This window comes from Sphingomonas sp. GW821-FHT09E03, from assembly GCF_059416225.1.
Window position 1 is genome coordinate 45,956 of sequence record NZ_JBWKOS010000008.1, and the last position, 25,081, is coordinate 71,036.

Below are 25,081 nucleotides of genomic sequence, written 5' to 3' on the forward strand. Positions count from 1 at the left end.
AAGGGGAGCGAACCGTCTAGCCGAAACGCCGCGGTGAGAGAAGGAGCTCCACCCAGGGGCAGGGTGGAGCTCCCGTACATCGCGCATTCCGGGGTATCGCATGCGCGCTTCGCCTAAAAGGCGAACTGGAGGGCGGCGCGCGCGGAGAGCGCGACGTCGCCAAGTCGTTGCTCGGCACCGACTTCGCCGCTCAGGCGGACCTCGGTGGTGCCGGTGATCGCGCGAACCTTGCCGGTCCAGCCGCTGTCGCGCGCTTCGGGATCGAGGGTGAAGGCGGTGCCGCTGCCGAAGCTCGCGGTGGTTCGGCCGAGCGCACCGGCGACATGCTCGCGCCGGCCGCCCTCGATCTCGATCCGGCTCCATTGCGCGTAGCGATCGCCGCCGCCGAAGTTGATGCCCGCGGCCAGGCTGGCGGTCACCGCCAGCTCGTCGCTGCTCCGCTTGCGGACGGTGAGGTCATAGCCGGTACCGCCGCCCTGCTCGCGATAGGCGTCCTCGTTGAGCTTGTAATAGTCGATGGCGACCACCGGCCGCAGGCTGAACTGGCCGACGGCCTGTTCATAGGACACCGATCCCGAGCCCGAGTAGAGCATGCCGTTCCAATCGGCGGCGGCGCGGCGCTGCACCGTCTCCGTGCCGAGCACGCCATCGAACTGGCGGGTGCTGTCGAACGAGACGAAGGCGGCCGACCCGCGCGCCTGGGCGGCAAGGCCGCCCCAATGGCCACGCCAGAAGCCGGCAAGCTCATACTGGCTGTGCTTGACCCGGTTGACCGCCAGGCCCTCGCTGTCGCGGCCGCTGAGATAGGCGAAGGAGACGCCGATGTTGCCGGCGGTCGTCTTGCGCTCGAGGCCGCTGCTGATGCCCCAGCCGTGGACGTCGTAGCTCGTGGTGCTGCGATCGGCCTTGGACGCGTCCCAGCCGACCGGGGTCAGCCAGAAGCCCCAATTGCCCTCTTCGGTGAACTCGCCGGCGGGCTCGCGCAGCGGCGACGCGGCGGTGCGCGAGGCGAGCGTGACGCTCTCGAACAGGCCGCCCGAATAATTGGGCAGCATCTGGTTGATCGCCGCGCGGAAGTCGTCGCCGTCGTAAATGCCGCGGATCGCCGCGGCGAGCTTGGCATCGCTGCCGATCGCGGTGTCGACGGCGTCAAAGGCGCTGGTCGCGGCGCGGTTGAGGCCGAGCTCGGTGCGCGCCTTGCGGATCACGTCGACGGTGATCGCATTGGCAGCGCCGGCGACCAGGGTTCCCTTGTAGAGGAACGGCACGGCGGTGGTGGACAGTGTCAGGTTCTGCGCACCGCTGAGCGTGCCCGACTGCAGCACCACATAGCGCCCGGCGACATCGGCGCCACCGGCGACACGCAGCGCAAGCTGGCTGTTCGCCCCGATCGTGGTGGCGCCGCCGACCTGGATCAGATTGGCGGTGGGATTGGCCTTGTCGAGTGCGACGGAGAGAATCGACTGGTCGCCGAGCGTCAGCGAGCCGATCGCTGCGCCGCCGCTGGCGGCGAAGGTGCCGCCGCCGGCCGCTACCGTGACGGCCAGATTGCCGGCATTGGCGAGCTTGCCCGCGAACACGCCCTTGCCGCTGATCGCCAGCAGGTCTGCGCCGCCGCCGGCGAAATCGGCGGTGCCGCCGAACACCGCGGTGCCGCCGATCGCGATCGTGTCGGCGCCGCTGCCGAATGTCGTGGTGCCGGCGAAGGTGCTGGCGCCGCTCATGTCCATCCGGTTGTTCCCCGCGCCGAACACCACGTCGCCGCTCACCGCGCCCGCCTGCAGATCCAGCCGGTCGCTGCCTGCGCCGAAGCGGATCGCGCCGGTGATCGCGGGTGCCGTGCCGCCGGTGGCAGCCGTCTGGCGGACGATGGCGCCTGACGTGTTGGCGGACAGGTCGATCGCGGCGGCGCGAGTGGTGTCGCCGCCCTTGGCGCTGATCGCGCCGCTGTTTTCGACCAGCGTCAGCCCGCCGGTGCGGTCGAGGATGGCGATCGCCGCGCCGCCCGACGCGGTTGCCGCGATCGATCCGGCGTTGCGGATGGTGGCGACAGTGGCGCCGGTGTCGATCAGCACCGCCGTGGTCTGCATCGCGGCGGTGCCGCCGCCGGTCGCGGACACCGTGCCGGTGACGCGCAGCTCGGGCGTCGAGGCGCCGGCGCCAAAGCGGATCGCGGTCGCGGACGCGCCGTTGGCGGTTGCCTGGACCGTGCCGCCGACCGAAACGCCGCCGGCGATCGTCACCGCGCCGCCGAGGCCGCCGATCGCCAGCCCGGTGGCGGCGATGCCGCTGTAGACGCCGCTGCCGGTGACCTTGCCGTCGATCGCCAGCCCGACGGCAGGGGTCTTGCCGGCGACGGCGCCGATCGTGACCGAGCGGTCCGCCGCGCCGAGCTGGAAGGCGGGAGCGGCGCCATAGGCGATGACATCGGCGCTTTTGCCGGTCGCGCCCGACAGGGTGATGCCGCCGGCGACGTCGCCCGCGACGATCAACGCCGATCCGCCCTGGAGCAGATCGTCCGCGTCGAGCTTCGACACATCGGCAGGCGGCGTGCTGTAGCGGTAGCCCGAGGCGCCGATCAGCCCCTCGACCAGCAAGGTGCCGCCGACATTGCCGTCGATCCGGGCGGCGACCGCATCGCGGCCGACAGCGGTGATCGAGCCGCCGAGCGTGATGTTGCCGCTCACCGCCCCGGTTCGCACGCCGACCGCACGGTCGCCGACGACGCTGGTCTTGCCGCCGTGGTCGAGCGCACCGGTGAGCGGACCGCCCAGATAGATGCCGGCGGAGTCGTTGCCCTCCACCGTGATCTCGCCGCTGTTGGTGATCGTGCCGGTGAACAGGCCCGCGGTGCGGATGCCGGTGCGGCCGGAGCCTTGCGCGAAGGCGCCATCGAGATCGCCGTCCTTGTCGGTGTCGGTCGGCGTATAGCTTTCGTCGACGATGATCTTGCCGCTGTTGGTGATGTCGCTGCGGACGTTGGGCTGGGCGAGGATGCCCGTTGCGCCATTGGCGTCGCTGACCTGGATGGTGCCGGCGTTGGCCAGGTTGTTGTTGCTGTCGATCGTGACCGCGGTGCCGTTCGTCGGCACGACGCTGCCCGCGGCGGTGATGTTGACCGCATCGGCAGCACCGTTCTTGATGGTGGAGGTGCGCACGGCGGTGGTACGCTTGGTATCGATCACGGTCTGCGCCGAGGCGGACGATGCCGCCACCATGGCCAAGGTAGCAGTGGAAGTCAGAAGCAAGCGATACACGTGGTCGATCCCCTTTGGACGTCGTTGACGGTCCAGACGGAGTCGAGGATCGGATCCCTTGGTGGCGGCAGCCCGGTAGGCGCGTTTCGGGCGACGGCGGCCGGCCCGTTGGTGCCGAACACTGCCGATCGTGGGTTAGCCGATCGTGGGTTAGTAGGTGACGTCGATTGAGAGTAAGCGTTTACAGCGGGCAAGCGGGCAAGCGGTCGCGTCGCTCCGCAATCGCGGCGGCGGCCGTGATCCGGCGCCATCGCCGCGACCCTGTGCCATATGTGGCGCACGATAGGCGTGGCTCGCCCGCAAGCTCGCCGCCGTGGCGAGGGCATGCGCTCAGCGCGGTCGGGAACGCGGATCCCGACCATCAACCGGCGATTGCTCAGGCAGGTCCGACGCCATCGGCGCTGACCAGCTCCTCGCCTACCAGCGTGCCGATCAGCCGGACGCGTTTCTCCACCAGATCCACCGGCGTGCGGTGAAGCTGCAGCTGATAACGTCCGCCAAGGTCGCGGCGCAGATAAAAGGCGCCGCCGTCGCGAATCAGCGTGCCGAGCTCATCGACACGCATGCCGACCGTCGTCACGCCGTCGTCCCTCGCTTCTTACTTGTCCCGCTCGGCGCGCTTGCGATCCGCCTTGCGCGCACGGCTCACGGCCGCCGCATGCTCGCGGGCGCGCTTTTCCGAGGGCTTCTCGTAATGGCGACGGAGCTTCATCTCGCGATATACGCCTTCGCGCTGCAGCTTCTTCTTGAGCGCGCGAAGGGCCTGGTCGACATTGTTGTCACGAACGGTAATCTGCATAATGGTAGGCTTTCAGGTGTCGAGGCGGGTCGATGGTCACGCGCCTTATGGCCGTGGCGGCGATGTGCCAAGCTTTTGTGTCAATACGCTGGTTTGCCGTTTCATGCAAAACCGAAGCGATCGGCCAATTGCAAGGGCATTGGTGGCCTGCCCGCCACGGCGGAACGCATCGTCCACGACGGGGGTTGAGCCGGCATGCCGATGCTAGATCCCCAGTCCACCGCCCTCGTCCTCATCGATCTTCAACACGGCATCGTGCCGCGTGCGAAGGCACCGCGTTCCGGTGATGAGGTCGTCACCGCAGCCAAGGCGCTGGCGATTCGCTTTCGTGATGCCGGGGCGCTGGTGGTGCTGGTCCATGTCGGCTTCACTGCCGGCGCGCTGCCGAGCCAGAAGGTGGACAAGCCCGGTCTGCCGCCGGAAGGTACGCCGCCCGAGTTCAGCGAATTCGTCCCTGGGCTGCAGGAAGCCGGGGATCTCATCGTCCTCAAGCATCATTGGGGTGCCTTCATCGGCACCGATCTCGATCTGCAGCTCCGGCGGCGCGGCTGCAGCACCGTGGTGATCGCCGGCATCGCGACCAACATGGGGGTCGAATCGACCGCGCGGTCGGCCTGGGATTTGTCATATGACGTGGTGATCGCCGAGGATGCGACCGCCTCGATCTCGGACGAGATGCACAGCTTTTCGGTGACCAACATCCTGCCGCAACTGTCGCGCGTCGTGCAGTCCACCGATATCGAGTTCGGCGCCACCCGGTGAACCGCGCCGGGCAGGTCGGCTTGTTATTCCTGGCCAAGCCGCGCCTTTCGCTCGGGGTGCGGCAGGTGTACAGGCAGCCCATGCTTCGGAGGGCGAGCTGATGGGCAAGGGCGTACGGACCGGCTTTGTGATCGCCAGCGTGGCCGCCGCTGCTGCGGTGATGTGGGGCGGCATGAACTTGGCCATGCTGCTGATGCAGTGGGTAGCTGCGCATCCGCACGTGGCCAAAGCCTTGCCGTTGCTCCCGGTGCCAATCCTTCCAATCGTCATCATTCTCCAGCGTCGGCGCGATGGCGTTACGCTTCCGGCCTGAACGGCAGGTCCGGTACACCGATGGCCTAGGCATTGGGCTTTCCGAATTGACGCAGTGCAGCATCGCACCTAACAGCCCGCGCTCTCGATAGAGCTAAGCCCACCGGCGCAGCCTTGCATGCGCTGGAGGCGCCTCGTGACGATGACCATGACCTTTGCCGATCTCGCCCTCGCGCCGTCTCTGCTGCAGGCGCTCGCCGAGGCGGGCTATGTCAGCCCGACGCCGATCCAGGCCCAATCGATCCCGATGCTGCTGCAGGGCCGCGACATGCTCGGCATGGCGCAGACCGGCACCGGCAAGACGGCGGCCTTCGCGCTGCCGCTGCTGCACCGGCTGGCCGCGGATCCCCGCCCGGCGCCGAAGGGCGGCGCCCGCGTCCTGGTGCTCGCCCCCACCCGCGAACTGGCGTCGCAGATCACCGCCGGTTTCGAAAGCTTCGGCCGTCATCTGTCGCTCAGCGTCACCACGATCTTCGGCGGCGTCAGCCAGTTCCACCAGGTAAAGGCGCTCGAAGGTGGCGTGGACATCGTCGTCGCAACGCCGGGGCGGCTGCTCGATCTGGTCGATCAAGGCCGCTGCGATCTGTCCGCGCTCGAGGCGCTGGTGCTCGACGAGGCCGACCAGATGCTCGACATGGGCTTCGCCAAGCCGATCGAGCGCCTGGTCGCGACGCTGCCGAGCGAGCGGCATACCGTGCTGTTCTCGGCCACCATGCCCGCGTCGATCGCCGCACTGGCCGCCAGCCTGCTGACCGATCCTGCACATGTCCAGATCGCGCCGCCATCGACCACGGTCGATCGCATCGCGCAATCGGTGATGTTCCTCGACGCCGCCGACAAGAAGGCGGCGCTGCTGGCGCTGTTGCGGACGCCGGATATGGGCCAGGCGGTGGTCTTCACGCTGCAGAAGAACATCGCCAACGAGGTCTGCGCGTTCATCAGCGAGGAGGGCATCACCGCCGAGGCGCTGCACGGCAACAAGTCGCAAGGGCAGCGCGAGCGGGCGCTGGATGCGTTTCGCGCCGGCGAGGTGCAGGTGCTGGTGGCGACTGATATCGCCGCCCGCGGCATCGATGTCGACACGGTCACCCATGTCTTCAACCACGATCTGCCGAGCCTGCCCGAAAGCTATGTCCACCGCATCGGGCGCACCGGGCGGGCGGGGCGCAGCGGCCATGCGATCACGCTGTGCGACGCCGAGCAACGCGCCTGGCTGCATGACGTGGAGCGGGAGATCGGCCGCGTCTTGACGGTGCGGGACGACCACCAATGGCATTGCGAGGTGGCGCGCCACTCGACCAAGCGCGCGCCGGTGCTGGGCGGCGGGCCGCTCAAGCAGGTCAAGCCGCCAAAGGAGCGCGTCAAGAAGGTCTGGACCGAGGAAGAGAAGCTCGCCGCGCGGATGGCGGCGCGGGCGGTCTGACCGCGGGGATCGAACGGCGATTGGCTGTTTGCGAGCTGCCTGAGCACCAGCGCGGTTTGCTCGTTCTGCCGGCCAATTGATGGGCGAGGCCATTGACGGCGGCTGGAGGGGAGCGTGCTGCCGCCGCAGGGGCGGCCGCTGACGATCACGCCAGCCAGCCGCCGGTGAAACCTGCCCGCTGGAGCCCGCGGCGGATGTGCGGGTTGCGGCGCATCGTCTCCCACACCATCCCGGTGCGATGGTTCTCGATCATCGTCACGATTGGGCCCTGGTCGATGCCGAGGTAATCGCGGTCGAGCCAGCCGGCGCCGGCGTGAATTTCGCCGTGCCGGAGCGGTGCGGTGGCGAGCGTGAGCGTCGGGTTGAAGGCGTCGCTGAAGCCGTAGCGGCCGTGAATGGCTCGGCCGTAGCGGGCGTACATCGTCTTGATCGCGCGGGTGGCGAGCGCGGGCTCGAAGGCGATCGAGGCGGCGGCTGCGGTGGGTGCGATGGTGCCGTCGTCGCGGTCGCCGGGGCCGCGCGCCGAATAGCTGAAGAACTCACGTGCGCGGCCGTCCACCGTTACGGTGAAATCGCCAGGGCCGTCGCTGGCGGTGAGGCCCCAGACATCGGCGCCGTAACCGGACCAGCCGCCGGGATTGGCGATCGCATAGGCGCGTTGCGCGCGGACCGCGCGGCGGCTGTTCTCGAAATAGTCGATGCCCTTGGTGGCGATGTAGGAGTCCCGGATACCGCGGAAATCGATCCAGCAATGGCTGTACTGATGCACGAACAGCGGTGCATAATGGATATAGGGTTCGCCCCAGCGATCGGTCCATTGCGCGTCGAACCGCGCCGTCCAGGCGGGCCAGGTCTCCGGTGGCAGCGGGTGGGTCGGCGAGCCCAGCGCGAGCACGTAGAGCAGCATCGCCTCGTTGTAGATCTCCCAATCGTGCGGGATGAAGCCGCTCTCGGGATGCCAGCCCATCGCCACGAACGGCGCGCGCGGGGTGATCCAGGTCCAGTCGATCGCGGCATAGAGCTGGTCGGCCAGGCGGCGGATTTGAGCCTCGTCCGGGTGGTCGGTGTCGAACCAGCTCTGCGCGAACAGCACGCCCGCGATCAGCAGCGCGGTATCGACCGTCGACAGCTCGCAGCGGGCGAAGCGGTGCCCCTTGGTGGTACCGAGGAAGTGGTAGAAAAAGCCCTTGTAGCCGCTGGTGTCGTTGCCGGCGGCGGGGCCTTGAGGCGCCGCGGCGAAGAATGCGAGCGTCGCCAGCGTTCGCGCGCGCGCCTGATCGCGGCTGATCCAGCCGTTGGCGACGCCGATCGGGTAGGCGGTGAGCGCGAAACCGACCGCGGCGATCGAAGCGAAGGAAGGGGTCGGCCAGCGATCCGGGGTCAAGCCGGTGGCGGGATCGGTGGTATCCCAGAAGAAGCGGAAGGTGCGCTGCTGCAGGGTGCTGATCAGCGCATCGTCGGCGCGCGCGCTGCTCTCGGCACCGATTGCTGGAGCGCTACCAGGGCCGATCAGCGCCAGCGGCCGGGCGCAGCCCGCGGCAAGCCCGGCCAGCGCCAGCGAGCCATGGCCGAGCATCTGCCTGCGATCGATCATGCTACTCTCAACACCGGACGGGGGCGATGCTGCCGGACAAGGCGCGACCGTCCGATGTCGCGCCCACCCACCGCCAGGATCAGAACGAGAAGCCGGCCGAGAGCTTCACCGTGCGCGGCGGATTGCCGCCGATGCTGTCGCTCGAGCGCCGCCCGAAGTTGGCGCTCGACGCATCCGTGTTAAAATCCACGTAGTTGCGATCGTTCATCACGTTGATGATGTCGACGCGCAGCCGCACGCGCGCCTGATCGGTGATGAAGCCGATCGGCACATATTTGGTGAAGGCGAAGTCCAGCTGGCGCTTGCCCCATTGGTCGCCGAGGCTGTCGTTGACCCGCGCGATCAGCTCGCGCTGGAACGGATCGGCGGTGTTGACGAAGCCCTTGACCGTCAGCGGCGACTCGATCTGGAACTTGGTCGACAAGGTGACGCCGATCGGCGTGTCGACGCTGCCCGCGATCACGAAGCGGTGCCGCGGGACGCCGGACGAGCGCAGCGTCGGATAATCGCTGATCTGCGCGTAATCGAGCGAGTAAGTCTCGCCAAACTGGCGGTTTTCCTCGGCCTGGGTGTAGCTGTAGGTGGCGTCGATGCTCCAGGGCGATGCCGCCGAGTAGGTCTTGGTGAGCTTGAGATAGGCCGAATCCGCGCTGGTCTTGAGGCCGTTGGTGCCGAGGATGATCGAGCCGTAGCCCGGCGGGGCGAAGTTGAACGGCGACTGCGGCGTATCGTTCGGATCCGCTGGATCGTTGAGGAAGAACGAGCCGTCGGGCCGGCGGTTGCCGAGCAGGAAGACGAAGCCGTTCTTGCTCTCGATATGGCTGTAGCCCACCTCGAGATTGAGCAGGTTGAAGCGGCCGCGGATGCCGAGGCTCGCCTGGTCCGAATAGGGCACCTTGAGATCGTTGTTGAGGAAGCGGAACTCGCGGCCGCCGCCCGTCGCGCCCGCCACCAATTGCTGGCGGCCGGCTTCGGTCAGGTAGATCGGGTTCCAGGTGAGGCAGGTGGTCGGGTTGGTCGCCTGGTTGCACGGGCGCAGCGTGGTCGCGTTGGCGAAGTTGAAGGTGCGCGTCGGGAACGCGCCCTGGCTGACCTCCTGCTGCAGGAAATCGAACTGGTTGCGGTCGTAGGACCGGCCGAGCCCGCCGAACAGCGCGAAGCGGCCGGCATCGTCGATGCGGTAGGTGAAGCCGATCCGCGGCTGCCAGGCGCCCTTAAACGCCTTCCGGTTGTTGCCGGTCGAGATATAGTCGTTGATGTCGTAATCGGCGCCGGCGAGGTTCGGATAATTGGGCGCCGTCACCGCGGTGATGTTTTCCTGCGACGTCACGTAATCGAGATAGGCGGGGGTGCGTTCATAATCCCAGCGCAGCCCGAGGTTGAGGGTGAGGTGGCTGGTGACGTCCCAATCGTCCTGGGCGTAGATGCCGAATTGGAAGTTGTTGGAGGTAACGTCCGGGTCACCGGTCCCCGTCGCTGCGCCGAACTGGAGCTGGTAGGGCGTAGCGTCGTTGAACGCGACGCCGGGGATGCCGTTGACGTCGTAGCTATAGACCGGGTTGATGTTGTTCTGCTCGAGCGAGCGCAGCTTCACCCATTTGGCTTTGGCACCGACCTTGATCGTGTGGCCGTCGAACCCCGTCCAGGTGAAATCGTCCTGCACGGTCCAGCCCTTCTGGCCCTTGTTCTGCTGGTTGGTGCCGGCGCCGTAGCGCAGCAGGTTGAACCGGTCGGTGCCATTGTCGAGGATCCGCTGCAGCTGGGTGGAATTGCCGCCCGTCTGCGGCGTCGGCGACCATTGCGCGTTCTCGTAGGAGACACGGGCGTCGTTGATCCAATTATCCTCGCTATGCTGCCAGCGCAGCAGCCCGCGCTTGTCGGTCACCTTGTTGAGCGTCGCGGTGCTCGAGGCATTGGGGCCGGTCGCGATCTGGACGCCGGACTCGCGGCGATACTTGCCGGAGAGCTCGATCAGATCCTTGTCGGTCGGCTCGACATCGATCTTGCCGAAATAGAGGTCCTCGTTGAACTGCTGCGAGAAGGTGCCGAAATAGGGCTGCAGGTCGCTCGGCAGGGACGCCGCCGGAAAGCCGTTGTCCGGGCGCACGTCGTAAGGGCTGCTGATCCGCTTGCCCTCGTAACTCGCGAAGAAATGGGCCTTGTCCTTGATGATCGGGCCGCCAAGCGCGCCGCCGAACTGCTTGTTGGTGGTGGTGACCTTGGGAATTGTGACCGGGAAGATCTCCGACGGGCGACGGTCGCGCAGCTTCTCGTTGGTATAGTCGAAGAAGCCCTCGCCGTGGAATTCATTGGTGCCCGATTTGGTAATCGCGGTGATCGCGACCGAGCTGACCTGGTCGAACTCGGCCTTATAGTTGGACGAGAGCACCTGATATTCGCCGATCGCGAGCTGCGGGAACGGGTTGCCGGCGGACGTATCCTGCCCGGTGATCCCGTTCTTGAGCACATAATCCTTCTGACTGACGCCATCGATGAAGACGTTGACGGTGCGGCTGTCCTGCGCGCCGCCCTGGATGCGCGACGAGCCATCGGCATTTTCGATGAAGCGCACGCCCGGCGCGAGATCGGCGAAGGCGAGGAAGTTGCGGTTGTTCTGCGGCAGCTGCTCGATCAGCCGCGAGGTGATGTTGATCCCGATCTGACCGCCATCGAGCGAGCGGATGCGGTTGCCGGTGACGATGATGTCGCCGCTGGTCGCCGCGGACTCGGTGCCGGTGGAGGGCGTGCCGGTCGGCTCGGCGCCGGTGGCCTCGCCCGGGGCGGGTTTCTCGGCCGGCGCCGGCTGGGCCGGAGCGGTGCTGAGGTCCAGATCGAGCCCGGCGTTCTGGCCGACGCGCAGGGTGAAGGTGTCGGAATTGCGAGTGCCGCCACGCTGGCGGACCTCAAGCCGATAGGTGCCCGCCCGCAGCGAGGCGAAATTGTAGCTGCCGTCGGCGCCCGCCGCGACGCTGCGGCGGATGCCGGTGGCGACCTCCACCGCGACGACCTCGACCACCGGATTGTCGGCGGGGGCGGTGATCGTGCCGCGCAGCGACGCCTGGCCCACCTGCGCCACCGCCGGCGCCGGCAGCAGCATCGTGCCGCCGGACAAGGCGGTCATCGTCACCAGCGCAGCGCGCAGCATCGTTTTGGTCATGGTCGTTCCCCGGTTTCCCGATCATTCGGGTGCTTGTTGTTGATTGGGTAATGAGCGTCGGGCGCGTTGGCCGCCCGCTTGGCTGTCGACTCGCGCGCGACCACGATCGGCAGGCGTTGCTCGACGAGCTGGTCGTCGTCGCCGGCGATCATCGCAGCCAGGCGCGACACCGCGTCGGCGCCGAACTGGGCGATGTCGATGCTGGCGGTGGTCAGCGACGGCGAGATCAGCCGGGCGAGCGGAATGTCGTCGAACCCCGCGACCGCGACCTGCTCCGGCACCGCGATCCCGGCGCGCTTCAGCGCCATCATCGCGCCGATCGCCATCATGTCGTTGGCGGCGAGGATCGCGTCCATGTCGGCGTGGTCCGCCAGCAGCGTGGCGACGGCGGCCGCGCCGGACGCCTCGTTGAAGTCGCCAGGCAGGATGCGCAAGGCAAGACCGACGCGCGTGCACGCCGCCTCGACGCCGCGCCGGCGCTCCTGCGCGTCGCGATTGCTCGCCGGGCCGGCGATGTGGACGAGCCGGCGGCGCCCCTGTACGGCGAGGTGATCGACCAGCGCCGCCATACCTGCGGCATTGTCGATCCTCAGCTCGGCCCGTGGCGCGGCGTGCGGCGCGCAATTGACCAGGACGGTCGGCATGCCGACCGGCATGTGCGCGAGCAGGTCGTCCGCCGAGACGTGCGGCGCCATCACCAGCAGTCCGTCCACCCGGCCGCGCATCGTGTTCAGCGCCGTGATCCCGCGCTGCGCCTCGCCGTGCATGACCATCAGCATCAGGTGCAGCCCGCGCGCCGAGGCCTCGCGGTCCATGCCGCGCAGCAGCTCGGAAAAGAATTCGCCATGAAGATCGGGCAGCACCACGCCGATCGCGCCCGACCTGGCCAGGCTGAGGTTGCGCGCACCGGCGTGCGGCACATAGCCGAGCCGGGTCGCGACCCCCTCGATGCGCGCGCGCAATTGCGGGCGGATGTTGCTGTGGCCGTTCAGCGCTCGCGACACCGAGGCGACCGATACGGCCGCCTCGCGCGCGACATCACGGATCGTGGCGTGAGCCATCGGTATGCAACCATCTCCCCGGCGGTGCGCGACAGCAGCCGGCACCTTGTTGTTGATGTAATCGGTTACATGATCCAATAGTCTGTTACAAGACACCCGCTATCTGAGCTGAACTCGTGGTTGAGCACGGCGGCCGGAGCGGGCAGGAGAGAGGGACGACCATGGTCATGATTTCCCGGCGCGCGGCGCTGTTGGGCGCCGGTGCGATGGTTGCCTGGGCAGCAAGCCCGGCGCGCGCGCTGATGCGCCAGGATGACGGAGCGCCTGCAATGCCGGCGGCCGTGGACGCGCTGGTCGGGCGGATGACGGTCGAGGAGAAGGCCGGGCAGCTGACGCTGATGGCCGCCGCCTGGACAGGCGGCGCCGCGACCTCGCTCAACCCGGCCGGCGCCGCTGCGAGCTTCGACAGCCAGCTGGCCGAGGTTCGCGCCGGGCGGCTGACGGGCGTGTTCAATGGCAATGGCGCGGCGATGGCCAAGCGGATGCAGACCGTCGCGGTGCGCGAATCGCGGCTCAAGCTGCCGCTGCTGTTCGCCGCCGACATCATCCACGGCTATCGTACCGTCTTTCCCGTGCCGCTCGCCGAGGCGGCGAGCTTCGATCCCGATCTCGCCCGCCGCACCGCGCGCGCTGCCGGCGCCGAGGCTGCCGCGTCGGGGATCGACTGGACGTTTGCGCCGATGGTCGACATCGCCCGCGATGCCCGCTGGGGGCGCGGGGTCGAGGGCGCGGGCGAGGACGTGCTGCTCGGCAGGATCATGGCGGACGCGCGGGTGCGCGGCTTCCAGGGCGAGCGCGGCCTCGCTGCGCCGGATGCGGTCGCCGCCTGCGCCAAGCACTTCGCCGCTTATGGCGCCGCCGAGGCGGGGCTCGATTACAACAGCGTCGACATCTCCGAGCGGACGCTCCGCGAGGTGTATTTCCCGCCGTTCCAGGCGGCGTTCGGCGCCGGCGCGCCCACTGTGATGGCGTCGTTCAACGAGATCGCCGGCGTGCCCGCCACCGCCAACGACTGGCTGCTGACCGAGGTGCTGCGGCGCGAATGGGGGTTCGGCGGGCTGGTCGTCTCCGATTACACCGGCGACGAGGAACTGATCGCCCACGGCTTTGCCGCCGATGCCCGCGAGGCGACCAAGCTCGCCTTCATGGCCGGGGTCGACATGAGCATGCAGAGCGGCTTCTACATGGCGCATCTACCCGGGCTGGTCGCCGCGGGCGAGGTGCCGATGGCGCGGCTCGACCAGGCGGTGCGCCGCGTCCTGGCGCTCAAGGCGAAGCTGGGGTTGTTTGACGATCCGTTCCGCCGGATCGATCCACGCCGCGAGAAGACGCGGGTGCGGACCCGCGACACGCTGGCGCTCGCCCGCGAGGCCGGCGGCAAATCGATCGTGATGCTCAAGAACGAGGGCGACCTGCTGCCGCTGCCGCGAACCGGCAAGCGGATCGCGCTGATCGGGCCGTTCGCAGCGGGGCAGCACGATCTGATCGGGCCGTGGAACGTCTATGGCACCGATGTGGAGGCGGTCGACCTCGCCACCGGCGTGCGCGCGGCAATGGCCGACCCGACGCTGCTCAGCGTTACCGCAGGATCGGGCGTGGACATGCCGCTAGCCGGCGGGATCGAGGCGGCGATGGCGGCGGCGCGCGGCGCCGATGTGGTGGTGCTCGCGATCGGCGAGAGCGAGAGCATGTCCGGCGAGGCGCAGTCGCGCGCCGCTATCGTCGTGTCGCCGGCGCAGGTGGCGCTCGCCGAGGCGGTCGCGGCGACTGGCAAGCCGCTGGTGGTGCTGCTCCGCAACGGCCGGGCGCTGGCGCTGGCGGGGGCGGTGCTCGCGGCACCGGCGATCCTCGTCACCTGGTTCCTCGGCTCGCAGGACGGCCCGGCGATCGCCGACATCCTGTTCGGGCGCGTGGCGCCATCGGCGCGGTTGCCGGTGTCCTTTCCCCGGGCGACGGGGCAGGAACCCTATCATTACGATCACAAGAGCAGTGGACGCCCGAACCCGCCGGGGCCGCTGCAGCCCTATAAGGCGCACTATCGCGAGTTCGCCAACGAGGCGCTGTTTCCGTTCGGCCATGGGCTGACCTATGGCGCGATCGGTTATGCCGATCTCGACCTCGGCGGCGGGCAACTCGCCGCCGGCGGTACGATCACCCTCGGCGCGACGGTGAGCAACAGCGGCCGTCGGGCGGCGCAGGAGGTGGTGCAGCTCTACGTCCACGATGTCGCGGCGAGCGTGACCAGGCCGGTACGCGAGCTGAAGGCGTTCCGCACGATCAGCCTCAAGCCGGGCGAGCGGCGGCAGGTCTCGTTCACGCTGCGCCGCGAAGATCTGCTGTTCGTCGGGCGCGATCTCCAGCGAACCGTCGAACCTGGGCGCTTCCGGGTGTGGATTGCCCCCTCGGCCGAGGCGGACGGCGTCTCGGGCGAGTTCAGCCTGGCATGACGGCGGGCGTCAGCCGAGCAGCGTTACGCCGGCTACTTCCCCGGCTACTCATGCCTTGAATGCGCGCATTGCCGGCTTCTTTGCGTGCGACAGCAGCTTTAGTCGCACTGAGCAGCGGTAAGGCCGGCGGTCTTTTCCGCTGCCGAGGTCAGTATCAATTAGCAACGTAAACCTGCTCGTAAGACTTGCCATCCTATCCGCCAGCAACCCCAAGCCTGGGGTCAGTTTTTCCGGGGATAGAATGAAGATCATCGCTGTGTCGCTCGTCGCGTTGCTTGCCGCGACGCCCGCCCTCGCTCAAGAAGCGCCGGCTGCGGCGCCGGTCGGCGCGCGCGTCGAAGTTCGTGTCGGCTGGGATCGCCCGGTCACCACCCTCGAACTGTTCGACGACACCGTCACCTACAAGGACAGCGCGGGCAAGAGCGGGGTGAGCTACGGCGGCGAAGTCGGCTATGACGTGATGGTCGGCGGGTTCGGCACCATTGGCGCCTACGCGGGCATCGACGGCTCGTCGGTCAAGGATTGCGTCAGCTATACGACGGCCGAGCGCTTCTGCATCAAGGCCGGCCGCAACATCACGGCAGGCGTCCGCGTCGGCCACATGATCAGCGCCAACGGTCTGCTCTATGCCAAGGCCGGTTATTCGAACGGCAGCACGACGCTGACGGACCGTGACCTGAATGCGCCGGAGAATGATCTCCGCGAAAAACTGACGCGGGATGGATTCCATCTCGGTGCCGGTGTGGAGATGGGCCTGTCGCAGAACGTCTATGGCAAGCTCGAATATGTCTACACCAACTATAACGGCTTTGAAGCCACCGATGGCAAGCTGGATGCCGACCGTCACCAGGTGGTCGCCGGCGTCGGCCTTCGCTTCTAGGCTGCCGATGTCGGCACGCGGCGACGCTTAGGGGGCTCCGCGCGTCGCCCGACGCACTCGCCGCCTGTCCGCGCCGGCGATCAGCCCGTCGGCAGGGTCGCCTCGAACACGGTGAGACCGGGGCGCGATGTCGCCAGCACCAGATTGCCGCCATGCGCGCGCAGGATCTGGCGGGCGAGCGACAAGCCGACGCCGGTGCCCTCGGCCTTGGTGGTGAAGAACGGGCGGAAAACGTCGTGTTCGTCGGTCGCGGCGATGCCGGGGCCGTTGTCGCCGAGGGTGATCAGCGTGCGACCGACCTGCGCGGTAACCGACAGCGCAATGCGGGGATCACCGGTGTCGCTCAGGGCCTCCGCGGCATTCTGCAGCACCGCCCAGCAGGCCGCGGTCAGCTGGTCCGGATCGGCCAGCAGATGCGTCGGCGCCTGCTCGGTGTCGATGCTCATCTCGATGGCAGGCCAGCGGGTCGCGAACAGCAGCGCGAGGTCGCCGGTGAGTTGCGCAACTGCGAGCCGCTGCAAGGTGGGGGGCGGCAGCCGGGCGAGTGATCGGTAGCTGTCGCCGAAGCGGTGGAGGCTCGCTGCGCGCCGCGCGACCGTCTCGATCGCCTCGCGGATCCGTGGCAGCGCCGGCTGCGGATCGTCGAGCATCGCCACCGCGGTGTCAGCCAGCGAGGCGATCGGGGTGAGCGCGTTGACGATCTCGTGGCTCAGCACCTGGACGAGATCGCGCAACGCGCTCGCCTCCGCCGCCTTCAGCTCGGCATCGATGTCAATCAGCGCGCCAATCCGCATCATCCGCCCCCCCAGCGCGAGATCGCCGGTGGCGAGCGCGAAGCTGCGCGGATCGCCGGCATCCTCGAGGTCGATCGTGGTGGTGCGGCCGGGACGGGTATCCGCGAGCGCGGCGAGCAGTGCCGACGGTGGCGCGGGCACCAGATCGCTCGCGCCGAGCAACCGACGCGCGGCGCGGTTGACGACGCGCAGCCGCCCGGCGTCGAGCGCGACCAGCGGCGCCGGCGAGAGGTCGAGATAGGCGGTCAGGCGCCGGCGCTCCTCATCGTCGGGGACGACGGGTGGCGGCGCGGGCGGTGGCGCCGGCACCGGCGGGCCACGATCGACCAGATCGATGGCGGCGGTCCAGATCGCAACCAGCGCCGCCAGCAGCGCGGTCGCGAACAACCCGTGCGCCGCCGCCAGGGCGACGACCCCGCCGGCTAGGGCGAGGAGGAGTGCATGGGCGATCGGGCGAGCGCGGCTAGAGCCCATAGCGCGCCATCCGCCGGTACAGCGCCGCGCGGGTCAGGCCGAGCTCGGCGGCGGCGCGGCTGACGTTGAACGCATGGCGCTGCAGCGCCGCGGTGACCAGCGCCTCCTCGTTGCGGGCCAGCGACAGCTCGGACGGCGGCGGTGGCGGTGCGGCGCCGGGCGCGGCTGCGGCGATCTCGCCGCCGAGCAGCACTGCGCGTTCGGCGGCCTGGCGCAGTCCGCGGATATTGTCGGCCCAGTCGCCCAGCGCCATCGCAGCGACGGCGTCCTCCGCAAGCGGCCGTGGCGGTTTGCCGTGGCGATGCGCGAACACCGCGAGGAAGTGCCGCGCCAGCAGCAAGGCGTCGCCGTCGCGCGCGGCGAGCGGCGGCAAATCGATCTCGATCGTGTTGAGGCGGTAGAGCAGATCCTCACCGACGCTGGCCCGCAAGCCCGCCCGGTCGAGCCGGGTGGTGGCGATGACGCGCAGCCCCTCGATCTGTTGCGCCAACTCGCCGTGCAGCGCGCGAGGCAGGCGATCGACATGGTCGATGACCAGCGACCCGCCCACGGCCGCGGCGATCCGCGCGGCGATCGTCGTCGCATCGGCCGTTCCGGCGTCGAGCGTCACCAACGGGCCGTCGGCATGCGCCGATCCCTCATGGATCAGCCGCGCGACCAGGCTCTTGCCGGTGCCGCTCGGCCCGGCGACGAGCACCGGTGCCTCGGACGGCGCGATCCGCGCGACCAGGTCGCGGACGCGTGCCATCGCGACGCTGTCCCCGAGCAACACTGCGTCGGCGACCGGCGGGGCAGTGGCGGCATCGAGCTTGGCGCGGCGCAAGGCGATGCCGCGCTCGACCGTGGCGAGCAGGCGCTCGTTGTGCCAGGGCTTGATCACGAAATCGGTCGCGCCGCTGCGCATCGCCTGCACCGCGACAGCGATGCCGCTGTGCCCGGTGACGACGATCACCACCGCATGGCGGTCTGCGGCGATCAGCCGGTCGAGCATCGCGAAGCCCTCCTCGCCGCTGGTCCGCCCGCGCGCGAAGTTGAGGTCGAGCAGGATGACGTCGGCGGGCGTCGCCGCCAGCGCGATCCAGGCCGCCGCCGGGTCGGCGGCGGTGGCCACCGTCATGGCGTGGCGTTCGAGCAGTAGTCGCGCCGCCTTGGCGATGTCCGCATCGTCATCGATGACGAGGATGCGGGGTGATTCGGTTGACATAGGCCGGGATAGTGTTCGGAAACGGACAGTCCGTACAGTCCGGCCGGACGAATGCCGCTTGCTAGCGACAAAGCTTCATTGCTTCAGTGACTTAGGTCGGTGCGGCTTGGTGGGGTACAGTGTCCGCATGACGCAGACGACCCCTGCCGGTACCGGCGCCGCGATGGACCGGCGCATCGAGCGCCCGCACGCCAAGCGGCGGCGGCTGATCGTGCGTGTGGCGGTTGGCGCCACCGTCCTGCTCGTCGCGCTGCTCGGCTGGTGGCTGATGCCGGGGGCCAACGCGCTGACGGTAGAGGCCGCGGCGGTTCGCACCGGGGTGGTGACTCGCGCGCCGTTCCGCGACTTCGTGCCGCTGCGGGCGGAGGTGGCGCCGCTGCGCACCGTGTTCGTTACCGCGATCTCCGGCGGCCAGGTCGCCGCACTGACCGCCACCGATGGCGCGATGGTCGCCGCCGGCGCGCCGATCGCGCGCCTGTCCAACCCCTCGCTCGAGCTCGAGGTCGCCAGCCGCTCTGCCGATATCGCCGGCCAGCTGAGTGCGATCAGCGGCCAGCGGTTGTCCGTCCAGAACACCCGGCAGGACGGTGCGCGCGATCTCGCCGATGCCCGCAACGCGCTGTCCAAGGCGCAGACCCTGTTGGCGCAGAAGCAGGTGCTGTTCGACAAGGGCATCATCACGCGTGCCGCGATCGATCCGGTACGCGACGATGTGGTGTATCAGCGCGACCGTGTCGCGGCGCTGGTGCGCGGCACCAGTGAGGCGGGCGTGACGCTCGCCGATCAATCGTCCGGCATCGCCGCCACGGCGCAACAGCTGCGCGAAAGCCTGGCGATGGTCCGCGCCAGCCTGTCGGCGCTGGTGCTGCGCGCGCCGGTCGGCGGCCGGCTCACCGCCTTTACGTTGCAGCCCGGCCAGATGCTCAAGAGCGGGGATCCGGTCGGCCAGATCGATTCCGAGGGTCAGTGGAAGCTGACCGCCGACGTCGATCAATTCTACCTCGGCCGGGTCCGCACCGGCCTTGCCGCGATCGCCGATCTCGACGGGCGCAGCTATCCGATGACGGTGCTGAAGGTGCTGCCGCAGGTGACCGAGGGCCGCTTCCGCGTCGAGCTCGGCTTTCGCGGCAACCCGCCGGCGGGGCTCAACCGCGGCCAGACGCTCGACGTCCGGCTCGTGCTCGGCGCGGACCGCCCGGCGATCGTCGCGCCGTCCGGCGGCTGGCTCGACGCCGGCGGCACCACCGCGTTCGTGCTTGACGGTGATGCCAAGGCGGTGCGGCGCGCGATCGTCACCGCGCGGCGCAATCCCGATCAGGTCGAGATCGTCTCCGGCCTCGCTCCCGGCGAGCGGATCGTGACCACCGCGCTCACCACCTACGCGCCGTTCCAGACCCTCCTCCTCCGATAGGACAAGCCCATGATCCAGCTCCAGGACGTCAGCCGCACCTATGCTTCCGACGAGATCGAGACCACGGCGCTCGGCGGTATCGAACTCGCCGTCGAGGCAGGCGAATTCGTCGCGATCATGGGGCCGTCGGGCTGCGGCAAATCGACCTTGCTCAATATCATCGGCACCATCGATCGGCCGAGCGGCGGGCGCTACATGTTCGAAGGCGCCGATATCGCGCGGGCACCGGAGTCGGATCTCGCCAGGCTGCGCCGCGACCGGCTCGGCTTCGTGTTCCAGAGCTTCAACCTGATCGACGAGCTGACGATCGCCGAGAATGTCGCGCTGGGGCTCGCCTATCGCGCGATGCCGGCGCGCGAGAAGAAGGAGCGGGTCGCCGCGGCGATGGACCGCGTCGGCATCGCGCACCGCCAGCGTCATCATCCCCACCAGCTGTCGGGCGGGCAGCAGCAGCGCGCGGCGATCGCCCGCGCGATCGTCGGCGAACCGCGGCTGATCCTCGCCGACGAGCCGACCGGCAACCTCGATACCGAAAATGGGGCGCAGGTGATGGACATCCTCGGCCAGCTCAATGCCGAGGGCGCGACGATCGTGATGGTCACGCACTCGCCCTCGCACGCCGACATCGCCAAGCGCACGGTGCACATGCTCGACGGCCGCATCCTTTCATCCGCACTGCGGGCCGCGTGACATGCTGACCTCGCTGTATCGATCGTTGTCGCACCACCGCCTGTTCGCCGCGCTCAACATCGGCGGGCTTGCGCTGGGTATCGCGACCTTTCTCGTCCTGTTCCTGTTCGTGCAGTTCGAGACCGGCTTCGACCGCGTCCTGCCCGGGCAAGACCGCTTGTGGGTGGTGCAGGAACGCTATGTGATGCCGGGCTATCCGGCCTCGACCAACCCCTACACGATGGGCAACGAGCTGAGCCTGCTGCGCGCCGATTACCCGCAACTGGTCGGCGCGCGCTACATGGCCGCGAACGCGATCGTCCGGCAGGGTGCGCAGGCGACCGCCGAGGAACTCGGCACGGTCGACAAGAACTTCTTCGACCTGATGCGCTTTCCGGCGATCGAGGGCGATCCGCGTGCGACCCTCGCCGACCCCAACGGCCTGGTCGTCACCCAGGCCGCGGCGCGCAAATATTTCGGCAGCCAGTCGGCGATCGGGCAGACGCTGCAGCTGTCGATCGACGGCAAGGTCTATCCCTATCGGGTCGGCGCGGTGCTGCGCGACATGCCGGACAACGTCACCTTCAAGGACGAGCTGTTCGCGCAGACCAGCCAGGCGCGGTTCGGCAACGAATGGTGGGATCATTGGGGCAGCACCTCGCTGACGACGCTGCTTCGCTTTCCGGACGCCGCCGCGGCGAGCGCGTTCGAGGCGCAACTGCCAAGCTTCCTCGATCGCCACGCCTATGCCGGCGACAACATCAAGAAGGGCGAGTATTTCCAATCGCTGCGGGCGCTGACCGCGATGCATCTTTACAGCCCGGGCGATCGCGCGATCGTCACCACGCTGGGGCTCGTCGGGCTGCTGACGCTGCTGATCGCGATCGTCAACTATGTGAACCTGGCGACCGCGCGTGCCGGCCTGCGCGCGCGCGAAGTTGCCATGCGCAAGGTGCTCGGTGGCACACGGCGGGCGCTGATCCGCCAGTTCCTCGGCGAGGCGCTGGCGACGGTGGCGGTGGCGGCGCTGATCGGGCTGGCGCTGGCGGAGATCGCGCTGCCCTTCATCAACACGCTCGGCGGCACCACGCTGGCGATCCATTATCTCGGCGCGGACGGCATCGTCCTGCCGCTGGTCGGCTTGGTGGTGGGGATCGCGCTGGTCGCCGGCCTCTATCCCGCCTTCGTGCTGTCGGGCTTCCGCCCGGCGGCGGTGCTTGCCTCGACACGTGCACCGGGCGGCGGCCGCGCCGGCGCGCGGCTGCGCAGCCTGCTGGTGATCACCCAGTTTGCGATCGCGATCGCCTTTGCGATCGGCACCGCGACGATGCTCAGCCAGACTGCGCATCTGCGCGCCGCCGATCTGGGCTTCCGTCGCGAGGGGCTGATGATCGTCCGCTCGATGATGGCGGGCGGGATCGACGCGCCGCAACGGGCGTCGATCCTGCGCGCGATGGCGGCGCTGCCGGATGTCACCGGGGTAACGATCGCCAACAATGCGCCGGGTGATCAGAGCACCACCAATTTCTCAGGGTACAGTCGCCCCGGCACCCCCGACCAGAAGACCTCGGTGATGGAGGTCGGCACCGGGCGCGATTATTTCCGCGTCTATGGCGCTCGACTGATCGCCGGGCGGCTGTTCGACGCCGCGCATGCCGACGACCGTGGGCTGCTGACGCCCGAGCAGCGAAAGCGTACCGGCCCTAATGTCGTGATCAACCGCACCGCGGTGACCGCGCTCGGCTTCGCCTCGCCGGCAGCGGCGCTGGGGCAGACGATCAGCGATGGTCTGCTGCCGTCGACGATCATCGGCGTGGTCGATGACGTTCGCTTCCGTAGCCCGCGCGATCCGGTCGATCCGGTGGCCTATACCTACAACACGATCGACATCATCTCGCCTTATGCGGCGGTGCGCTATGCCGGGCACGATCCCAAGGCGATGGCGACCGCGATGGAGGCTGCCTGGAAGCGGGTCGTCCCCGGCGTTCCCTTCGAGGCGCGCTCGGTCGAGGACAATCTGTTCGAACGCTATTACAAGGCGGATGCGCAGCGATCCCGCTTGTTCACGATCGGCGCGGTGCTGGCGGTGGTGATCGGTTGCATCGGCCTTTATGGCCTTGCGGCGTTCGACACCGCACGGCGTGTGAAGGAGATCGGCATCCGCAAGACGATCGGCGCCTCTACCGCGGAGGTGCTGCGGCTGCTGATCGGGCAGTTCATGCGGCCGGTGCTGCTCGCCAACCTGCTCGCCTGGCCGCTCGCCTATGTCGCGATGCGGCGCTGGCTCGCCGGCTTTGACGACCGGATCGCGCTGTCGCCGCTGTTCTTCGTCGGCGCCACGTTGGTCGCGATGCTGATCGCCGCCGCAACGGTGTTCGGCCAGGCCTGGCGGGTTGCCCGCGCCGAGCCCGCCCGCGCGCTGCGCCACGAATAGGGCGTCGCCATGTCTTCGGCCTGGCTGACCCTGTATCGCTCGCTGACCCGCCACCGGCTTTACGCGATCCTCAACATCGGCGGGCTCGCGCTCGGGATCGCGGTGTTCCTGGTGTTGCTGCTCTTCGTCCGCTTTGAGACTAGCTACGATCGGCATCTGCCCGGATGGGACCGGATCTGGGTCGTCAAGCGAACGATGCAGTTTCCCGCGTCGCCCGAGGTGTCGATCCCCTCGTCGCCGGCGGCGCTCGGACAGATCAAGGCCGATTGGACCGACGCCGATGGCGCGCGGATGCTGACGGTCGACATGCCCGTGCAGGACGGCACCAGTGTCGTCGTCGAGCATGTCGCGCAGGTCGATCCCGCCTTTTTCGCGCTGTTTCCGTTCCAGGCAGTGGCCGGCAATCCGGCGGCGGCGATGGCAAAGCCCGACGGCGTCGTGGTGACCAAGCGGGTGGCGGACACCTATTTCGGCAAAGGGGCGGCGATCGGGCGAACGCTGACCCTGATCATCGCCGGCAAGCCGAGGCCGTTCCGCGTCGGCGGCGTCATCGCCGAGCCGCCTGCCAGCGTCTACAACAATGCGATCTTCATCAGATTGCCGCCGATCGATCCCGCATCGACGCGCGTCGAGGGCATGTTGACCACCTTCGTCCGCTTCCCGGATGCCGCAGCCGCGGCGCGCCACGTCGCCAACTTCGCGGCGCTGACGCGCCGCCATCCTGACCCGGGCTTCGCCAGCATGCCGCCCGATGTGCTGCACCAATCGCTGGTGCCGCTCGCCAGCCTGCATCTTGCCAATCCGCACGATCGCGTGGTGGTCGCCACCTTGGGGCTGGTCGGCCTCCTCGCGCTGCTGGTCGGGATCGTCAATTACGTCAATCTCGCGACGGCGCGCGCCAGCTTGCGCGCACGCGAGGTCGCGCTGCGCAAGGTGGTCGGGGCCACCCGCAGCGCGCTGATCGGCCAGTTCGTCGGCGAGGCGCTGGCGACGACCGCGGTTGCCGGCCTGATCGGCCTGGTGTTGGCCGAGCTGGCGCTGCCGCTGGTCAATGTTGCCGGCGGCACCGCGCTCGCCGTGTCATACGCCGGTGAGGAATCTATCCTGCCGGCATTGGCATTGCTGATCGTCGCGGTCGGCTTGATCGCGGGGCTCTACCCGGCCTTCGCCTTGTCACGGTTCCAGCCGGCCGCGGTGCTCGCCTCGGTGCGGGCGCCCGGTGGGCAGCGCGCGGGAGCGGTGCTGCGCCGGCTGATGGTGGTGGTGCAGTTCGGCATCGCGACCGCGTTGATGATCGGCACCGCGGTGCTGGTTGCACAGATCCGCCACCTTCGGGAGGCCGATCTCGGCTTCGACCGCGCCGGGCTCGTCACCGTCCAGAGCTTTGCCGACAACACGCTCGACAACAGCCAGCGCGAGGCGTTCGCCTCCGCCGTGGCGCGGATGCCGGGTGTCGTCGCGATGACCCGCGCGGCGGTCGCGCCGACCGGGGGCAGCTTCTGGATCGGCCCGATGCACCGCAACGGCGCCACCGGCCCCGATCCGATGATCGTGCGCGGCGATGTCGGCCCCGGCTTCTTTCCCACCTATGGCGCGCGCCTGCTCGCCGGGCGCTTCCTCGATGCGCGGCTTCATCCCGGCGACGACGCCACGCGCACTGCCCAGCGACCCAAGACGGTGGTGCTCAACCGTACCGCCGTGCGCCTGCTCGGCTTCGCCGATCCGCAGGCCGTGGTCGGCCGCACCCTGCGCGACGGTGCCGATCGCACCGTGATCGTCGCCGGCGTGATCGACGACCTGCGCTTCAAATCGCCGCGTGATCCGGCGGAGCCCCAGGCCTATTACGAACGCGATAGCGACCTCGCCATCCCGGTGCTTGCGGTGCGCCATCGTGGCGACGGCGAGCGGCTGCTCGATGCGATGGAGCGGGCATGGCGCCCCATCGCCCCCGCGGTGCCGTTCGCGGCGCTGCCGGTCGAGCGGCAGATGTACGAGGCCTATTACCGCGACGATGAACAGCGATCGCGACTGTTCATGATCGGCGCATTGCTCGCGGTGGTGATCGGCTGCATCGGGCTCTATGGCCTCGCCGCGTTCGACACCGCGCGGCGGGTGAAGGAGATCGGCATCCGCAAGGTGCTCGGCGCGTCGACCGGCGAGCTGCTGCGGCTATTGATCGGCCAGTTTCTCCAACCCGTGCTGCTCGGCAACGTCATCGCGGTGCCGCTCGCCTATCTGGCGATGCGCCGCTGGCTGGCCGGTTTCGCCGATCGCGTTGCGCTGTCGCCCGCCTTGTTCATCGGCGCCATCCTTCTCACCACGATCATCGCCGTAGCGACCATTCTCGGGCAGGCTTGGCGGTTGGCACGCAGCGAGCCGTGGCGGGCGCTGCGCTACGAGTGA

At 68.8% G+C, this 25,081-nt stretch carries 17 protein-coding genes; 9 read left to right on the top strand and 8 right to left on the bottom strand.

Translation table 11 applies throughout. The features are described from left to right. Positions 1-113 precede the first annotated feature (113 nt). The 3 genes from AC07M8_RS15285 to rpsU all read right to left on the bottom strand — a co-directional run bounded on the left by AC07M8_RS15285 (position 114) and on the right by rpsU (position 4,056). A complete protein-coding gene (locus tag AC07M8_RS15285; RefSeq protein WP_495175182.1) occupies positions 114-3,257 on the bottom strand; it encodes an autotransporter outer membrane beta-barrel domain-containing protein in 3,144 nt (1,047 codons plus the stop codon). 376 nt (positions 3,258-3,633) lie between these two features. Next, the gene (locus AC07M8_RS15290) at positions 3,634-3,837 is read right to left on the bottom strand and encodes a DUF5818 domain-containing protein (RefSeq protein WP_267394347.1); all 204 of its coding nucleotides are present in this window, start codon (positions 3,835-3,837) and stop codon (positions 3,634-3,636) included. Between the two features lie 18 nt (positions 3,838-3,855). Next, entirely contained in the window at positions 3,856-4,056 is a 201-nt protein-coding gene (gene rpsU / locus AC07M8_RS15295) for a 30S ribosomal protein S21 (protein ID WP_267394345.1), read from the bottom strand. 195 nt (positions 4,057-4,251) lie between these two features. On the opposite strand from rpsU, the gene AC07M8_RS15300 reads away from it, so the two are divergent. The 3 genes from AC07M8_RS15300 (at position 4,252) to AC07M8_RS15310 (ending at position 6,553) form a co-directional block, all read left to right on the top strand. Continuing rightward, positions 4,252-4,818, top strand: a complete 567-nt coding sequence (locus AC07M8_RS15300; RefSeq protein ID WP_495175183.1) for an isochorismatase family protein — start codon at positions 4,252-4,254, stop codon at positions 4,816-4,818. Between the two features lie 100 nt (positions 4,819-4,918). After that, positions 4,919-5,131, top strand: a complete 213-nt coding sequence (locus AC07M8_RS15305) for a hypothetical protein (RefSeq protein ID WP_495175184.1) — start codon at positions 4,919-4,921, stop codon at positions 5,129-5,131. A 141-nt stretch (positions 5,132-5,272) separates the two neighbouring features. Continuing rightward, positions 5,273-6,553 carry a DEAD/DEAH box helicase gene (locus tag AC07M8_RS15310; protein WP_495175260.1) on the top strand — a complete coding sequence of 427 codons (1,281 nt, stop codon included), beginning with the start codon at positions 5,273-5,275 and terminating at the stop codon, positions 6,551-6,553. Positions 6,554-6,698: 145 nt separating this feature from the next. On the opposite strand, the gene AC07M8_RS15315 is transcribed toward AC07M8_RS15310, so the two are convergent. The 3 genes from AC07M8_RS15315 to AC07M8_RS15325 form a co-directional block, all read right to left on the bottom strand. Then, the gene (locus AC07M8_RS15315) at positions 6,699-8,147 is read right to left on the bottom strand and encodes a glucoamylase family protein (RefSeq protein WP_495175185.1); all 1,449 of its coding nucleotides are present in this window, start codon (positions 8,145-8,147) and stop codon (positions 6,699-6,701) included. A gap of 79 nt (positions 8,148-8,226) precedes the next feature. Further along, complete coding sequence (locus AC07M8_RS15320) at positions 8,227-11,304, bottom strand: TonB-dependent receptor (protein ID WP_495175186.1); 3,078 nt, start codon at positions 11,302-11,304, stop codon at positions 8,227-8,229. Next, positions 11,301-12,365, bottom strand: a complete 1,065-nt coding sequence (locus AC07M8_RS15325; RefSeq protein ID WP_495175187.1) for a LacI family DNA-binding transcriptional regulator — start codon at positions 12,363-12,365, stop codon at positions 11,301-11,303. The genes AC07M8_RS15320 and AC07M8_RS15325 overlap by 4 nt, the downstream gene beginning before the upstream one ends. 161 nt (positions 12,366-12,526) lie before the next feature. Here AC07M8_RS15325 and AC07M8_RS15330 point away from each other — a divergent pair, with 161 nt between their 5' ends. Together AC07M8_RS15330 and AC07M8_RS15335 are read left to right on the top strand one after the other, a co-directional pair. Continuing rightward, entirely contained in the window at positions 12,527-14,812 is a 2,286-nt protein-coding gene (locus tag AC07M8_RS15330) for a glycoside hydrolase family 3 N-terminal domain-containing protein (protein WP_495175188.1), read from the top strand. A gap of 241 nt (positions 14,813-15,053) precedes the next feature. Next, complete coding sequence (locus AC07M8_RS15335; RefSeq protein WP_495175189.1) at positions 15,054-15,692, top strand: outer membrane protein; 639 nt, start codon at positions 15,054-15,056, stop codon at positions 15,690-15,692. 80 nt (positions 15,693-15,772) lie between these two features. Here AC07M8_RS15335 and AC07M8_RS15340 read toward each other — a convergent pair whose 3' ends face one another. Continuing rightward, on the bottom strand, positions 15,773-16,960 hold the full coding sequence (locus AC07M8_RS15340; protein ID WP_495175190.1) for a sensor histidine kinase: 1,188 nt from the start codon (positions 16,958-16,960) through the stop codon (positions 15,773-15,775). Beyond that, the gene (locus AC07M8_RS15345; RefSeq protein WP_495175191.1) at positions 16,950-18,164 is read right to left on the bottom strand and encodes a sigma-54-dependent transcriptional regulator; all 1,215 of its coding nucleotides are present in this window, start codon (positions 18,162-18,164) and stop codon (positions 16,950-16,952) included. Before AC07M8_RS15345 ends, AC07M8_RS15340 begins: the two co-directional genes overlap by 11 nt. A gap of 127 nt (positions 18,165-18,291) precedes the next feature. Here AC07M8_RS15345 and AC07M8_RS15350 point away from each other — a divergent pair, with 127 nt between their 5' ends. From AC07M8_RS15350 to AC07M8_RS15365, 4 genes are read left to right on the top strand one after another with little or no spacing between them, the layout of a single operon-like run. Next, positions 18,292-19,575, top strand: coding sequence for an efflux RND transporter periplasmic adaptor subunit (locus AC07M8_RS15350; protein WP_495175192.1), 1,284 nt, complete (start codon positions 18,292-18,294; stop codon positions 19,573-19,575). A gap of 9 nt (positions 19,576-19,584) precedes the next feature. Beyond that, the gene (locus AC07M8_RS15355; RefSeq protein WP_495175193.1) at positions 19,585-20,265 is read left to right on the top strand and encodes an ABC transporter ATP-binding protein; all 681 of its coding nucleotides are present in this window, start codon (positions 19,585-19,587) and stop codon (positions 20,263-20,265) included. Between the two features lies 1 nt (position 20,266). Beyond that, the gene (locus AC07M8_RS15360) at positions 20,267-22,678 is read left to right on the top strand and encodes an ABC transporter permease (protein ID WP_495175194.1); all 2,412 of its coding nucleotides are present in this window, start codon (positions 20,267-20,269) and stop codon (positions 22,676-22,678) included. A gap of 9 nt (positions 22,679-22,687) precedes the next feature. Further along, positions 22,688-25,081 carry an ABC transporter permease gene (locus tag AC07M8_RS15365; protein WP_495175195.1) on the top strand — a complete coding sequence of 798 codons (2,394 nt, stop codon included), beginning with the start codon at positions 22,688-22,690 and terminating at the stop codon, positions 25,079-25,081.

Excerpts from the sequence above, each read along its gene's own strand:
- rpsU (WP_267394345.1), bottom strand. The coding sequence starts at position 4,056 with ATGCAGATTACCGTTCGTGACAACAATGTCGACCAGGCCCTTCGCGCG.
- AC07M8_RS15300 (WP_495175183.1), top strand. The coding sequence starts at position 4,252 with ATGCCGATGCTAGATCCCCAGTCCACCGCCCTCGTCCTCATCGATCTT.
- AC07M8_RS15305 (WP_495175184.1), top strand. The coding sequence starts at position 4,919 with ATGGGCAAGGGCGTACGGACCGGCTTTGTGATCGCCAGCGTGGCCGCC.
- AC07M8_RS15310 (WP_495175260.1), top strand. The coding sequence starts at position 5,273 with ATGACCATGACCTTTGCCGATCTCGCCCTCGCGCCGTCTCTGCTGCAG.
- AC07M8_RS15315 (WP_495175185.1), bottom strand. The coding sequence starts at position 8,147 with ATGATCGATCGCAGGCAGATGCTCGGCCATGGCTCGCTGGCGCTGGCC.
- AC07M8_RS15320 (WP_495175186.1), bottom strand. The coding sequence starts at position 11,304 with ATGACCAAAACGATGCTGCGCGCTGCGCTGGTGACGATGACCGCCTTG.
- AC07M8_RS15325 (WP_495175187.1), bottom strand. The coding sequence starts at position 12,365 with ATGGCTCACGCCACGATCCGTGATGTCGCGCGCGAGGCGGCCGTATCG.
- AC07M8_RS15330 (WP_495175188.1), top strand. The coding sequence starts at position 12,527 with ATGGTCATGATTTCCCGGCGCGCGGCGCTGTTGGGCGCCGGTGCGATG.
- AC07M8_RS15335 (WP_495175189.1), top strand. The coding sequence starts at position 15,054 with ATGAAGATCATCGCTGTGTCGCTCGTCGCGTTGCTTGCCGCGACGCCC.
- AC07M8_RS15340 (WP_495175190.1), bottom strand. The coding sequence starts at position 16,960 with ATGGGCTCTAGCCGCGCTCGCCCGATCGCCCATGCACTCCTCCTCGCC.
- AC07M8_RS15345 (WP_495175191.1), bottom strand. The coding sequence starts at position 18,164 with ATGTCAACCGAATCACCCCGCATCCTCGTCATCGATGACGATGCGGAC.
- AC07M8_RS15350 (WP_495175192.1), top strand. The coding sequence starts at position 18,292 with ATGACGCAGACGACCCCTGCCGGTACCGGCGCCGCGATGGACCGGCGC.
- AC07M8_RS15355 (WP_495175193.1), top strand. The coding sequence starts at position 19,585 with ATGATCCAGCTCCAGGACGTCAGCCGCACCTATGCTTCCGACGAGATC.
- AC07M8_RS15360 (WP_495175194.1), top strand. The coding sequence starts at position 20,267 with ATGCTGACCTCGCTGTATCGATCGTTGTCGCACCACCGCCTGTTCGCC.
- AC07M8_RS15365 (WP_495175195.1), top strand. The coding sequence starts at position 22,688 with ATGTCTTCGGCCTGGCTGACCCTGTATCGCTCGCTGACCCGCCACCGG.